The following is a 14,161-nucleotide window of genomic DNA, read 5'->3' as shown; positions in this document are numbered from 1 at the left end:
CCCAATACTGTACATGCCCATGCCGTGGGAGGTTGTTGGGTAATAGTTCAAAACCTATAAAATTATAGGTTTTGTTTTTTTCGTATCTTGTATTTTTGACTTAGTCAGGTAAAATATTCACCATGGAGCATCAAGAAGAACAAAGTCGTTGTGAGAATTGTATCGTCCGGCAATTCAACGCTTTAAGGGCGATGACCAAGGAAGAACTCAAGAAGGTTTCCGACTCCAAAATTTCCAAAAAAATCAAAAAAGGCGAAACACTTTTTGAGGAAGGCGAAAAACTCAATGGGGTGTATTGCGTGCGCAATGGTATTTCCAAACTGGCCAAACTGAGCGCCAACGGAAAAGATCAAATTGTGAAGCTTGCCGCAAAAGGGGAGGTCATCGGTCAGCGTTCCGTTATTGCCGAAGAACAGTCTAATTTGAGTGCCACAGCCGTAAGCGATATGGAGGTTTGCTTTATTCCGAAAGATGATATTATCAGTACGCTACATACCAATCCGAACTTTACGCTGGAGGTGCTGCGTCATATGGCACACGATCTAAAGGAGGCGGATGACGTTATCGTGAATATGAGTCAAAAGAACGTAAAGCAACGTATAGCAGAAGCCTTTTTGTATTTAAGAAACAATTTTGGGGAAGATACTGAGGGTTATCTAATGCTGACCCTTTCCAGAGAAGATATTTCCAATGTTGTGGGTACTGCTACGGAATCTTGTATTCGTATCATTTCGGAATTCAAGAAAAAAGGATTTTTGAAGACTTCGGGTAAAAAAATCGGTATTGCCAATACCAAGGCACTACAAGATATGGTCGACGGTTTCTAAAAGCGGGCTATAGACCGAGAGAAGGCTTCATAAAACACGACGGAAGTATCAATGAATTACCTTAACCAAGGTTCATACCTAATTCCATTTAAAACCTGACTTATGTCATAGTTTCGGCATACGACATCCGCTAATTTTACCCTGTAAGTTTTAGACGGATACCTATGAAAAACATTTTGATTCCCACTGATTTTTCGGAGAATGCTTGGAACGCTACGTGCTATGCCATCGCCCTTTTTCAAAATGAGGAATGTGTTTTTCATTTGTTGAATACCTATACGCCGGCCATTGCCAGTAGTCGATTCATGGCAGCGTCAATCAATGGGGGTGCGATGGAAAATGGGGCACACCAATGCTCTCAAAATGGACTTGAAAAAGTATTGAAGCGCATTAAAACAACCTGTGCAGTTCCAAATCACGGTTTCAAGACTATCTCATCATTCTGTATGTTGGTCGACGAAATCAAGGATATTGTCAAAGACCGCAAGATCGATTTGATCGTTACGGGCACAAAGGGGGCTTCAGGTCTTGAAGAGGTATTTATGGGTAGCAATACCGTACGCATCATTAAATCGGTCGAAAACTGTCCGGTGTTGGCAGTACCCCAAAATTTAGACTTTAAGACTCCTGATGAAATCGCCTTCGCAACCGATTTCAACCGATTTTATACCCAATCGGAATTGCGGCCTATGCTTGAAATGGCCAAAACCTTCAATGCGGTCATCCGAATCGTACATGTGCAATATGAACTCAAGGCCCTGACCGAACTACAACAATTCAATTTGAATATGTTGCGGAAGTACCTAGGGGAGCGTGAGCATTACGTGCATACCGTAACGGAACTGAATTCGATCTCAAAAACCCTGGAGGCCTTTACAAAAGAACTCGATATCCATCTGCTGGCGATGTTGAACTATCAACACAGCTATATGGAACGGGTCACCCGAGAACCGATTGTGAAGAAAGTGGCCTTTCATACGCAAATACCACTTTTGGTCATTCCCGAATTGGGTATGAATGCCTCTTCTATGACCCAAGATAAGAGCCTAGAGACCGTTTCTAGTTAGTGCGGTTTCCTATAGGATTGTCTTCGTAAAAATCTTCAAAGGTCTTTGCCGTTTTGTAGTTGTCGGTCAATACATTGTAGACCATTATCACAACGAACACTTGACCGATGACCGAGCCAAAGAAAATCAAGTTGAACGGAAGATTCATCGAGACCATTACCGTCACCGAAACCAAAATAAGGGTGGTGAGCGCCACCCAAAACATAGCGGAGTTTTGCATTTTTATTTTAAAGGTACCACATTGCTGTCTTTAGGCATGTTAATCGAAACTTAAAATCGGTGCTACAGGTGCTTATTCAAGTAAGTTTGTCAGAGAAGAAATCTATGGTACGTTTCCAAGCCAATTCCGCATCCTCACGATCGTACCTCGGAGTCGTATCGTTATGAAACCCATGGTTGGCGCCTTCGTACATATGGGCCTCATATTCTTTGCCGTGTTTCTTTAGCGCCGCCTCATAGGCGGGCCATCCTTCGTTGACACGTTTATCCAATTCCCCGAAATGAAGCAGTAAAGGTGCATTGATCTGCTCGATTCCTTCTTTGGGTTGCCCGCCATAAAACGGTACAGCCGCCTCGAGATCGGGTACGTTGACCGCCATCATGTTTGAAATCCACCCTCCGAAACAAAACCCGACCACGCCGACTTTGCCCGTGCATTCCGGATGGTCTTTCAAGTACTCGAATGCCGCGATAAAATCGGCCAACATTTCATTTCGATCTCGCTTTCGTTGTAATTCGCGACCTTCATCATCGGTACCAGGATAGCCTCCCAAAGGGGTTAGTGCGTCCGGAGCCAATGAAATAAAACCGGCCAGAGCCGCGCGACGGCCCACGTCCTCAATATGCGGATTTAAACCTCGGTTTTCATGAACCACGAGAATCCCGGGAAGTTTTTCTTTGGTATCTGCAGGCTTTGAAAGAAGTCCCTTGATTTCACCTCCCCCTTTTGGGGAATCATAGGTGATAAAATTAGACCGTAACCGTTGATCATCTTGTTTGATCTGTATCTTCTTGACATAGTCAGGGGAGATAAACCCCAATAGGGAGGCTACGGTAACCCCTCCAACAGCATAGGTCGATAGTTTATCCAAAAACAAGCGTCTGCTCACTCGATCGTGCGCATAATCGTCATAGAGGTCAAATACCTCTTGTTTGATGTCTTCTTTTTTTAGTTCCTTCATAACACGTTTTATTTTCATCCAATGCATTATCTTACATGCATCATTTTAAAGATACGGAATATGAAGAATATGACCTTCACCTTTTTGACCCTCTTTCTCATCTCGACTGCCCTTATGGCGAAGACCACTACAAAAGCAACTCTGACTATGGAACATGCAGCGGAAGGCCAATACACGCTACTCATTGAGGGGTATGACTGGGGCCCTGGGGTCAACAAAGTGGTGTTACCGATGGAGCAGATGGTTTCAGAAGTCGATTTCCGGGATTTTTCAGTGGAGGTTGAACGAAAAGCCGAAGGGGTCGAGATGAGACCTGGTGAAGCTAAAGGAGCTCGAAAGGTGATGCACGCCTATGTTTCGGATGCTATGGGAAAGGCAGTTGCGACGGGAAACCATGTTGCCTTGGTGCTTTTTGTCAGTCCGAACGATGCCTTGGGTTCTCCTATAAAGTATGTCTTCAAAAATGGCCGGGGGAGCAATCAATGGATCGATTATAAACTTGTCGTCTCACATCTTCCGTCAAAGAAGGTCTGGAATACTGAAACCGAAAGGATTATTAGTCGACTTAAGGAATTTGATTTGAGCGGAGTATATACCCAAAACGAAACAAGGCTCACCTATGGTTCCTTCATACCGAAGCACGAGGGTAAAGCGCCGCTGATTATATGGTTGCATGGAGGTGGGGAAGGGGGTACCGATCCGAGTATCCCTCTAATTGCCAATAAAGCATGGAACTATGCTTCCAAAGATATGCAGTCGATTTTTGGGGGTGCCTATGTGCTGGTCCCGCAAGCCCCGACCTTCTGGATGCAAAGTGCTACTGGTGATTACACTCGTGGTGATAGAAACGATATTTATAACGAAACACTGATGGGGTTGATCAAGCAGTATGTCAACGACCATCAAGGTATTGATACCGATCGCATTTATATCGGTGGATGTTCGAATGGCGGATACATGAGTCTAAAACTGATTTTAGAACATCCCGATTACTTTGCGGCCGGCTATATCAGTGCCTTGGCTTTTCACAACAAGTACATCTCGAATGAAGAAATTGAACGGATCAAGAACGTTCCGATGTGGTTCGTACACGCAAAAGATGATCCGGTTACCCTTCCCAATGAAACAGTAGTTCCGTTATACCAACGTCTGGTAAATGCCGGTGCCGCCGATGTACATTTTTCATTTTATGATCATGTAACCGACCTATCCGGATTCTACGGGGGTACGGATTACCGATACAACGGACATTGGTCGTGGATCTACTCTCATGCCAATCATGCCGATTTCGAATTAGATGGTACTCCCGTAAAACTAAATGGAGCAAAGACCACTATCATGGAATGGATGGCCGCCCAGAAAAACTAAAGTTTCGATTTGAAGAGCCGAAAATGATGAAAACGCATTATACATTGTCAGGGTGCGGATGCGTATATCCTTCTCTGTAAGCGCGTTGCAATAAAGCCGTAGCTTCTGGGTCATCTTTTACGGTCTTGCTTTGTGAATCGTAGACCAAGGGCCTACCCAGTTCCATAGATAGGTTGGCGAGAATACAACTGGCCGTTGAAATATGCCCCTCCTCAATATCCGCAATAGGTCTCGACCCTTTGGCAATGGCATTTAGAAAATCAAGCATATGCCTTCGCGTTGCTGGTGCGGCATTCAGTTCATTATCTTTCTCAACGAGGTCTTCAGGGTATTTTTCTTTTTCGTACAATACGTCATAATGAATCGGTGCGACGTCTTTTGAATGGGGTACAAAATCAGCTTGCATGGTGCTGCCTGATAAAGTCCCTTTTTCTCCATAAAGTTTGAAAGACCAGGGGTACTCGGGATCCGCTGGTGTCCCCCATGTACGATGTTGCCATACGCAATTCAAATCATCGTGCTCGAAAATTGCCGTTTGCGTATCCGCGATGTTCGATTTACCCTCGGTTTGGACATAAATACCACCTGTTGCCGTAATCTTTTTAGGCCACCCAAGTCCGAGCATCCAACGGACCGTATCATACATGTGTACGCACATGTCACCGGTGATGCCATTGCCGTACTCCATGAACGTCCGCCACCATCTTCTGTGCGGAATACCATCATAGGGGCGTAAGGGCGCAGGCCCCGTCCACATTTCGTAGTCTAGAAAATCAGGGACCTCTTCCAGCGGCGGGTTGCCATTTGCTCTCATATGAAAATAGCAGCACATTTCGACATGCTTTATTTTTCCTAAGAGCCCTGCGTCAACAATTTCCCTTTTTACGTCGATCAAATGAGGAGTACTCTTTCGTTGTGTTCCGACTTGTACTGTTTTATTATATTTTCTTGCCGCAGCGACCATAGCTTCCCCTTCAATAACATCCACACTGATCGGTTTTTGAACGTAGACATGGCATCCGGCCTTTAGGGCATCGATACATTGCAAGGCGTGCCAGTGATCCGGAGAACCGATAAGTACAATGTCTAATTTACTCTCGTCCAACATCTTTCGGTAGTCCCCGTACATTTTGGGTTTTTTTCCCGATTTCTGCCGTTCAGCAACTTGGGTGGCCGTATTGTCCATAAATTTAGTGTCTACATCACATACCGCTATGACCTTTACGTCAGCTACTTGAATCAATTTGAACAGATCGCTCGTACCATACCAACCACAACCGATAAGTCCGACCCGCCAGGGAGTATCGCGGTAAACACTTTCGAAGCCATAAGCACCTATGGAGCTTAACAGCAATGCAGCTGAGGTACCTTTAATAAATTTTCTTCGATCAAGGTGGAGGTTCTCGGTTTTCATTGTTCAAGTGGTTTTAGGTGGGATTCCTTATCCCATATTTCGACCTTAAGATAGTAAATGATTTGGTATTGACGGCCTGAATTTCATGCACTTCGTAGGAATATTACGTTGATTCATAACATTTCCCATGTCGTACGGATAAATTAGTGCCGGTTGAATCAAAAAAATCTTAAATTAGGGCAAATTAAAAATCAAACTATGCAGATAAAGGAGTCATCGGAAATATATGATGTAATTATTGTGGGCTCAGGAGCTGGTGGCGGAATGGCTACGAAACAATTAGCAGATGCAGGCCTAAATGTTGCGGTTGTTGAAGCAGGTCCGTTTTTCGACCCCAAAAATCCCGTAACCCAGACCCAGTTGAAATGGGCCTATGAATCACCTAGGAGGTTTGCGGGTACAGACCGTGCCTTTGGTGGCCACGATATGTCTTGGGGCGATTGGGAAGTTGAAGGCGAACCCTACACCCAAGAAGAAGGAACGAATTTTATGTGGTGGAGAGCTAGAATGCTAGGAGGACGAACCAACCACTGGGGACGCATTTCTTTACGTTTTGGACCAAAAGATTTCAAGCATAAAGATGTAGACGGACTTGGAGATAACTGGCCTATTAGTTACGATGACGTAAAACCTTATTACGATAAGTTAGATAAACTCATAGGGGTCTTTGGAACCAAAGAAGGCCGGGAGAATGATCCGGATGGATTTTTTCTTCCTCCGCCAAAACCAAGACTACATGAGTTATTCTATATTGATGGAGCCAAAAAATCAAATATTCCGGTAATTCCTGGTCGCTTGTCGATGTTGACCAAGAAGATCAATAACGAAAGAGGGGTTTGTTTTTATTGCGGGCAGTGCGGACGCTCCTGTTCGGTCTATGCTGATTTCTCGGCAGGAAGTTGTTTGATATTTCCGGCTCAAAAAAGCGGAGGTCAGGTAAAGATATTCGTGAATTCCATGGTACGGGAAGTCACCACGAACGAAGAAGGAAAAGCTACTGGGGTCTCCTATATCAATAAAGAGGATAGAAAAGAGTACAAGCTTAAAGCAAAAGTAGTTGTTCTGGCTGCATCTGCCTGTAGTTCAGCGCGTATCCTCTTGAATTCGAAAAGTAAACAGCATCCGAACGGCCTTGGAAATAGCAGTGATATCGTCGGTAAATATTTGCATGACTCCACAGGGGCAAGTGCCGCTGGGGTTATTCCTGGTCTGATGAATCGTAAGGTATCTTACAACGAGGATGGTGTAGGAGGTATGCATGTCTACTCACCTTGGTGGGGTGATAACTCGAAACTTGATTTCCCGCGTGGATACCACATTGAAGTATGGGGCGGAATGAGCAATCCTACCTATGGTTTCAGTATGGATCCCAACGGTTTGAACAAGCACTTCGGACTCAAAGTTGGAGGTTATGGTGATAGTCTTCGTGATGATGTTAAGAAATATTATGGTTCCGTTATCGGTTTTGGAGGACGCGGTGAAGCTGTTGCGCGAAAAGATAACTATTGCGAAATAGATCCAACAACGGTGGATCAGTTTGGTATACCTGTTTTAAAGTTCAATTACCAGTGGTCGGATTTCGAGAGAAACCAGGCAAAGCATATGCAAGATACATTCGAAGAACTGATCCATAATATGGGAGGTATTCCATTAGGCGAAAAACCTGGTAAAGACCAAGATTATGGACTGCATGCCCCAGGTCAGATTATCCACGAAGTGGGTACCACAAGAATGGGTGATGATCCTAAGACTTCGGTCACGAATAAGTTTCAACAATTACATGATGTCGATAATGTTTTTATCGTTGATGCAGGTCCGTTCGTTTCCCAAGCGGATAAAAACTGTACATGGACCATCATGGCGCTTTCCTGGAGAGCTTCCGATTATATTATCGAACAACTTAAAGCCCAAAATATTTAAGCTATGGATAGAAGAAAAAGTTTACAGACCTTAATTCTAGGAGGAGCTGCCGCCACTACAGGTGTGGCATTCAATTCTTGTAAAACGGAAACTATTGATGAAGCTGTTGTCGAGAGTAGCGAAAAGTTTTTTGGACGTACTCCGAAAGAATTAGAGCGAATTGAAAAACTCAATGCCGAACAATTGTTCAATGAGCACGAGATGGAAACCATTGCCGCGCTCAGCGTGGTGATCTTACCACCAAAAGAGCCTCACGGTGGCCCTATAGAAGCAGGCGTACCTGAGTTGATCGAATTTATGGGCAAAGATGTACCTACTATGGCGCCTACGCTCTTGGGAGGACTCATGTGGTTGGATCATAAAAGTAATACGGAATTCGGAACCGAATTCAAATCGGCAACTTTAGAGCAGAAGAAACAGATCTGCGATGAAATCTGTTGGCATGATACCGAGAAACCTTTGGATGAACAGCCCTTGGAAATCCAATTTTTTTATATGATGCGGGGCTTGACGGTCACCGGATATTACACCTCTAAGGTAGGTATTGCCGATTTGGGTTACAAAGGAAACCAACCCAACGTTTGGGATGGTGTACCACAAGATGTGCTAGATCAACATGGTGTAGCCTATGATCCGGAATGGATCGCGAAATGTATCGATCAAAGTACCCGAGGAACAATAGCCACTTGGGACGACGATGGAAATCTATTGACATAACAATAATCAAAACCAATATATCATGAAGAAGATGGTGGCAATCGTACTATTCGCAATGCTGATAGTACCTATGACAGCGCAAGAGGTAGGCCTTCAACTCTATAGCCTAAGAAATCAGTTCAAACAAGATGTTACTGGAAGTTTGGATGCCATCCAATCATGGGGCATCACAAAGTTGGAGGGTGGTGGTACCTATGGCATGTCTATGGAGGACTTCCAAAAGGAATTGGCCACACGCAAGTTATCCGTAGTCAGCGTAGGAGCGGGTTTTGAAGACCTTGAAAAAGACCCTCAGAAAGTAATCGACAATGCGAAAGCTTTTGGAGCTAAATATGTAATGTGCGCTTGGGTACCCCATGATGATAACAAGTGGGATCTTGAAGAGACCCAACATGCGACCAAAGTATTCAATACGGCAGGTAAATTGTTAAAAGCGAATGGCTTGGTTTTGGCGTATCATCCCCATGGATATGAGTTCAGACCGTATAAAAATGGAACCTTGTTTGATTATATGGCCGAAAATGCCACTGATTTTACCTTTGAACTAGACGTGTTTTGGGCACATCATGGCGGTGCGGATCCCCTTGCGCTGATGAAAAAATATCCAAAGAAGATGACCTTAATGCATCTAAAGGATATGAAGCACGGTGTACAGGGCAATAATACCGGGCATGAAGACGTAGAGACCAATGTTGTGCTCGGTAAAGGTCAGGTTGATATTCGGGGCGTGGTATTGGAAGCAAAAAGATTGGGTATCGAATATATGTTTATTGAAGACGAGTCTTCAAGGGTCGTTGAACAGGTTCCGCAGAGTTTAAAATTCTTGGATGGATTGAACAAAATGTAACCCTCACCTAATGAGTAAATCTTAAAATGAGAACTTCCAGATTAGTTCTAGCACTATCCTTTGTGGTTTTTCACTTAGCTGCGGGTATGGTCTATTCGCAAGAGATAGGATTGCAATTGTACAGTCTTCGCAATGAGTTCCCAAATAATGTACCCGGTACGTTTGCCAAGATCAAAAGTTGGGGCATTACCAATCTTGAAGATGGTAATGACGGTACCTATGGGTACTCCCAAGCGGAATACAACGCCATGTTGGCCGAGAATGGGTTGAAAATTGTAAGTGTCAGCGCACCATTTGAGGAATTGCAAAACTCCCCGGAAACCGTTTTGGCCCGAGCTAAGAATTACGGGGCAAAATATGTGGTTTGCTTTTGGATTCCGCACAACGGTAACGATTTCACCATAACGGATACCAATTTGGCTTTGGAGGTTTTTAATACGGCAGGCAAGCTTTTGAAGGATAACGGAATTACGCTGACCTATCACCCTCATGGGTATGAATTCAGGCCTTATAAAGGTGCTTTTCTCATCGACCACTTGATCAAGAACTCCGACCATTTTGATTTTGAAATGGATGTTTATTGGTTCGCCCATCCCGGGGAAGATCCCGTGGAATGGCTCAGAAAATATCCCGATGAATTCAAATTGATGCACTTGAAAGATTGTAAAAAAGGAACTAAGGGGAACGGAAACGGTAGTTCAGACGTAGAAACCAACGTCGTTTTAGGTAGGGGTCAAATCGACATTGACGCAGTGGTTGCCGAAGCGAAAAAGTTGCGCATCGACTATTTTTTCGTAGAGGATGAGTCCTCCAAAGCATTGATACAAGTACCAAAGAGTATCGAGTACGTGAAGGGTTTGGAATGAATCCGTACCTCTAGGTTTCGATAAGCATATCGCCATACGTCCGAATTATGAAACAGTTCTTTTTCCTTTTTTCCTGTAGTCTCTTGTTTGTGGGTTGCCAAACCGAAAAGGATAGAGGTGGGGCAAACGAAACGAAACAACCTAATATAGTGTGGCTGGTCGCTGAAGACCAATCTCCCGAATGGTTTCCCATGTACGGTGACAGTACCATTTCACTTCCCAATTTAGAGGCTTTGGCCGATGACGGGGTTATTTTTGAGAATGCCTATTCGCCAGCACCCGTCTGTGCACCTGCTCGCAGTTCGATTATTACCGGCATGTATCCGACCTCCTTGGGTACCCACAATATGCGCACACACGCACCTTGGCGGGGCAAAGGAAACAAACCCTACCCAAACTTGGACATCCCCAGTTATTCGCCCTTGGTGCCCAATGGAGTGAAAATGTTTACGCAATACTTGAGGGAGGAAGGCTATTACTGTTCAAACGGCCCAAAGGAGGACTACAATTTTCGAAAACTGGCGGCGGCTTGGGATGAAAGTAGCAAAGAGCACCATTACAGAAATCGTAGGGAAGGTCAACCTTTTTTCTCCGTCTTCAACTTTTCGGTATGCCATGAATCGCAAATCTGGGCTCGTGGTAAAGACTCCTTATTCGTTGACCCTGCAAAGGTGAAAGTGCCACCTTATTTTCCGGACAACGATACCATTCGTCATGATTTGGCGGTGAACTATAGCAACCTTAAACGTTTGGACGATCAACTGGGTGAGGTGATTTCCGATCTGAAGGAAGATGGACTTTATGAAAACAGCTTCATTTTCTTTTATGGAGATCACGGCGGACCCTTTCCGCGGCACAAACGTGCGCTTTACGAAACCGGTACAAAAGTACCCATGCTCATTAAGTTTCCCAAGGGTCAAAAAGCGGGTTCCCGTGATGCGCGCTTCATAAGCTTTGTCGATTTGGCACCGACCGTACTTTCCTTGGCGGGAATAGCTCCCCCGAAAGTGATGCAGGGTGTTGCTCAATTCGGACCGTTCGAAGCGACCAAGAAGCCGAAGTATACCTTTCATGCCTCCGATCGGTTCGATGGCGTATACGATCGTTTGCGCGCCGTGCGATCCGAACGCTATAAGTATATCAAGAGTTATGATACTACACTTAGCCATGCCTTACCGGTCAAGTATCGCGAACAAATGCCCATGATGCGTGAATTAAGACGCCTCTACGCGAATGGCGAGCTGAGTGAAAAGCAAGCGCACTGGTTGGCGACCACGAAGCCGGAGGAGGAGTTGTACGATTTGCAAAACGATCCGTATGAACTAAATAATTTGGCAAGATTACCTGAAGTTCAGGATACCTTATTGCAGCTGAGAAGCGTGCTTCAAGATTGGATGGAGCAGACCAATGACCTAGGCGGTATTCCCGAGGCAGATTTGATTGCAAAATGGCTGCCCGATGGCGATCAACCGAAATTACCTCCTTTGGAGATGGAAGACAAGGATGGTCATATCCGTTTACTCACAAAAAAGTCCGACGCCACCATTCTTTGGAAAACACCACAAGATTCACTTTGGAACATCTATACGCAACCCATTCCAAATACCACATCTTTTGAGGCCAAATCGGAACGAATCGGATATCGCGATAGTGCCATTCTGACCAATAGCTAACGATAGGACAGCAAGAACCAAACACAAGTCGCTCAACCAATAATTCCATTGGCATCGTTTTATCTACTAATTAATTAGTAGATTTACTAAAAAATTAGTAGTATTGTAATGAAAAAGACTAGTCCAATGAAAAAATTGACGGAAAGAGAAGACCAGATTATGCAGTTGGTTTGGCAAACCGAACCCGTGTTCATTCGCGATATTGTGGACCAACTTCCAGATCCGAAACCACATTACAATTCGGTAGCGACCATTGTGAAGATTTTGGTCAAAAAGGGTTTTTTGACCTCTGTAAAAATGGGGAATACCGATCAATACAGTGCTAAAATCAAGATGGAGACCTATCGACAAGTGGAAGTGAAGGCGATGCAGAAGAAATATTTCGGGAACTCCCTACCGAAGATGATGGCGCATTTCGCGAAACAGGAAGACTTGTCGGACCAAGAAATTCAGGAGCTTATTGCCCTTATTAAATCGAAGAAGTCATGATGCTGTTTCTTTTCAAGTCGGCCATAGTGCTTTCCGTGCTACTTATGTTTTATAAGCTTTTTCTTCAGAAGGAAAGCTTTTTCACGCTCAATAGATACTATTTGCTATTGGGGTTACTGTTGACATTCTCTTTACCGTTCCTTACGCTTCCCGAGCTTATGGATCATCAGGGAATTGTGGATAAAGTGCTCTCCGCACCCAAGCAAACTATGCTCATAGATCTTCCATCGCAGCAAAATGAGGAAATCCATAGTCCTGCTGCGGATTCTGAAATTGACGGAACTACGGATAATAATGCGCTCCAAATTACGCGGAACAAACGCGGGGTATGGTACTGGATCGGACTGTTGTACGGTTTCGGTTTCATTGTACTTTCCTTGAATTTCCTAACACAATTACTAGGGATTTTCATGCGAATACGTAAAAGCAAAGACCGCCTAGTCGATGGTAACGCCCGTATTCTGAATCAATCGGAAGAAACGGAACCTTGTTCTTTTTTCAAGTATATTTTTATCAATCCCGATGCCTATGACTGGAACACCTACGAGCAGATTATTGAGCATGAAAAGATTCACGTACAAAAGCGCCATTCCCTTGACCTACTGCTTGCCGAGGTGGCCATTATAATCCTTTGGTTTAATCCCCTGGCCTGGCTGTACCGTAGGGAAGTTGAAAAGAATATCGAATACCAGACCGATGCCATTTTGCTAGAATCGAACAAAGTGGCCTCAGAAACCTATCAAATGAACCTCTTGAATATCGCTAGCCTTAAAAAGACAAATGCCCTAGTTTCAAATTATAATCAATCATTAATCAAAAAACGAATCATCATGATGAACAAACAGAAATCAAACAGTAACAGTTATTGGAAGTATGCCTTTGTCGCACCGCTCTTATTTGCAATCCTCTTGGTGTTGAATCAACCCTCGGTTTTGCAGGCACAAGAGCCAAAGGAAGAAGTCTATCGCGATGCGGAGGAAGACAATAATTATGAAAAGGAGTATGACGATGATCTCAATCCTTTGTTAAGAGCCGTGCGACATGGCGATTATACGGCAGTAGAGCGAATGCTGAAAAATGGGGCCGACGTCAATCTGATGCAGCGCGGTGAAGGTACGCCTTTGACCATGGCAATCCGAAGTGAGCATTTTAACATAGCGGAATTGTTAATGGAAAAAGGAGCTGATGCGAATCTGGGTACCGATGCAGACGGTTACCCTTTATGGATGGCCGCTAGGAAAGGTAATGTCAAGTTGGTACGGCTTTTAATACGTCAAGGAGCCAATGTCAACACAAAATTTCCGGGTGACGGAAGTGCCCTGATCCAGGCAGCTAAAACAGGGAATCTTGAAATGGTCAACGTACTTGTTGACTTGGGTGCGGATGTAAATATGTCTGTTGAAGGAGATGGAAATCCGCTGATTATGGCCTCGAAACGCGGTAGTTTAGATGTAGTGAAGTTTCTTATGAACAAAGGGGCCAAGGTCAATACCGAAGTACCCGGGGATGAAACACCGCTGATCAACGCCAGTGAACAGGGGCATTTGGACGTTGTCAAGTTCCTCGTTGCGCAAGGCGCTGATGTGAATAAAGTATGTAAGGAAGAACTGAGGGATGGAAGTATTCGCGTGCGTACAGCACTTCAAATGGCAAAGAGGAAAGGGCATGAAGCCGTGGTTGACTACCTTGTAAAAAAAGGGGCGATCGACTAATTTTAAAGATACTATGAAACTAGTGTGAACTATCTGCTTTAGGGCAGATAGTTTTTTTGATTTCTATTGGACTTCGAAAG

The 14,161-nt window shown here is 44.3% G+C and carries 13 protein-coding genes; 10 read left to right on the top strand and 3 right to left on the bottom strand.

The genetic code is table 11. The annotated features are described in order from the left end of the window. Window positions 1-122: 122 nt before the first annotated feature. Together ACKWCA_RS14475 and ACKWCA_RS14470 are read left to right on the top strand one after the other, a co-directional pair. Window positions 123-827 (top strand): Crp/Fnr family transcriptional regulator, encoded by a 705-nt coding sequence (locus ACKWCA_RS14475; protein ID WP_413978934.1) that lies wholly within the window; start codon window positions 123-125, stop codon window positions 825-827. Window positions 828-991: 164 nt separating this feature from the next. Continuing rightward, entirely contained in the window at window positions 992-1,894 is a 903-nt protein-coding gene (locus ACKWCA_RS14470) for a universal stress protein (RefSeq protein ID WP_413978933.1), read from the top strand. Here the strand turns inward: ACKWCA_RS14470 and ACKWCA_RS14465 are convergent. Together ACKWCA_RS14465 and ACKWCA_RS14460 are read right to left on the bottom strand one after the other, a co-directional pair. Beyond that, the gene (locus ACKWCA_RS14465; RefSeq protein ID WP_413978932.1) at window positions 1,887-2,114 is read right to left on the bottom strand and encodes a hypothetical protein; all 228 of its coding nucleotides are present in this window, start codon (window positions 2,112-2,114) and stop codon (window positions 1,887-1,889) included. The genes ACKWCA_RS14470 and ACKWCA_RS14465 overlap by 8 nt on opposite strands. 76 nt (window positions 2,115-2,190) lie before the next feature. Continuing rightward, a complete protein-coding gene (locus tag ACKWCA_RS14460; RefSeq protein ID WP_413978931.1) occupies window positions 2,191-3,075 on the bottom strand; it encodes a dienelactone hydrolase family protein in 885 nt (294 codons plus the stop codon). 60 nt (window positions 3,076-3,135) lie between these two features. Between ACKWCA_RS14460 and ACKWCA_RS14455 the strand changes: the two genes are divergently transcribed. Continuing rightward, window positions 3,136-4,443, top strand: a complete 1,308-nt coding sequence (locus tag ACKWCA_RS14455) for a prolyl oligopeptidase family serine peptidase (RefSeq protein WP_413978930.1) — start codon at window positions 3,136-3,138, stop codon at window positions 4,441-4,443. A 37-nt stretch (window positions 4,444-4,480) separates the two neighbouring features. On the opposite strand, the gene ACKWCA_RS14450 is transcribed toward ACKWCA_RS14455, so the two are convergent. Continuing rightward, window positions 4,481-5,857 carry a Gfo/Idh/MocA family protein gene (locus ACKWCA_RS14450; RefSeq protein WP_413978929.1) on the bottom strand — a complete coding sequence of 459 codons (1,377 nt, stop codon included), beginning with the start codon at window positions 5,855-5,857 and terminating at the stop codon, window positions 4,481-4,483. 198 nt (window positions 5,858-6,055) lie between these two features. On the opposite strand from ACKWCA_RS14450, the gene ACKWCA_RS14445 reads away from it, so the two are divergent. The 7 genes from ACKWCA_RS14445 (at window position 6,056) to ACKWCA_RS14415 (ending at window position 14,081) form a co-directional block, all read left to right on the top strand. Then, window positions 6,056-7,777: a GMC family oxidoreductase gene (locus tag ACKWCA_RS14445; RefSeq protein WP_413978928.1), complete on the top strand. Its 1,722-nt coding sequence runs from the start codon at window positions 6,056-6,058 to the stop codon at window positions 7,775-7,777. Between the two features lie 3 nt (window positions 7,778-7,780). Continuing rightward, complete coding sequence (locus tag ACKWCA_RS14440) at window positions 7,781-8,494, top strand: gluconate 2-dehydrogenase subunit 3 family protein (protein WP_413978927.1); 714 nt, start codon at window positions 7,781-7,783, stop codon at window positions 8,492-8,494. A gap of 22 nt (window positions 8,495-8,516) precedes the next feature. Next, window positions 8,517-9,341: a sugar phosphate isomerase/epimerase family protein gene (locus ACKWCA_RS14435; protein ID WP_413978926.1), complete on the top strand. Its 825-nt coding sequence runs from the start codon at window positions 8,517-8,519 to the stop codon at window positions 9,339-9,341. 26 nt (window positions 9,342-9,367) lie between these two features. Then, a complete protein-coding gene (locus ACKWCA_RS14430) occupies window positions 9,368-10,207 on the top strand; it encodes a sugar phosphate isomerase/epimerase family protein (RefSeq protein ID WP_413978925.1) in 840 nt (279 codons plus the stop codon). A 47-nt stretch (window positions 10,208-10,254) separates the two neighbouring features. Beyond that, on the top strand, window positions 10,255-11,880 hold the full coding sequence (locus ACKWCA_RS14425; RefSeq protein WP_413978924.1) for a sulfatase family protein: 1,626 nt from the start codon (window positions 10,255-10,257) through the stop codon (window positions 11,878-11,880). A gap of 126 nt (window positions 11,881-12,006) precedes the next feature. Next, the gene (locus ACKWCA_RS14420; protein ID WP_413978923.1) at window positions 12,007-12,369 is read left to right on the top strand and encodes a BlaI/MecI/CopY family transcriptional regulator; all 363 of its coding nucleotides are present in this window, start codon (window positions 12,007-12,009) and stop codon (window positions 12,367-12,369) included. Further along, window positions 12,366-14,081, top strand: a complete 1,716-nt coding sequence (locus tag ACKWCA_RS14415) for an ankyrin repeat domain-containing protein (protein WP_413978922.1) — start codon at window positions 12,366-12,368, stop codon at window positions 14,079-14,081. The genes ACKWCA_RS14420 and ACKWCA_RS14415 overlap by 4 nt, the downstream gene beginning before the upstream one ends. The last annotated feature ends 80 nt before the right edge of the window (window positions 14,082-14,161 follow it).

It is taken from the genome of Maribacter corallii (genome assembly GCF_047345415.1).
Classification (GTDB): domain Bacteria; phylum Bacteroidota; class Bacteroidia; order Flavobacteriales; family Flavobacteriaceae; genus Maribacter_C.
The sequence above is the reverse complement of the archived record's forward strand: the minus strand, read 5'-3'. Positions and strand labels throughout refer to the sequence as shown.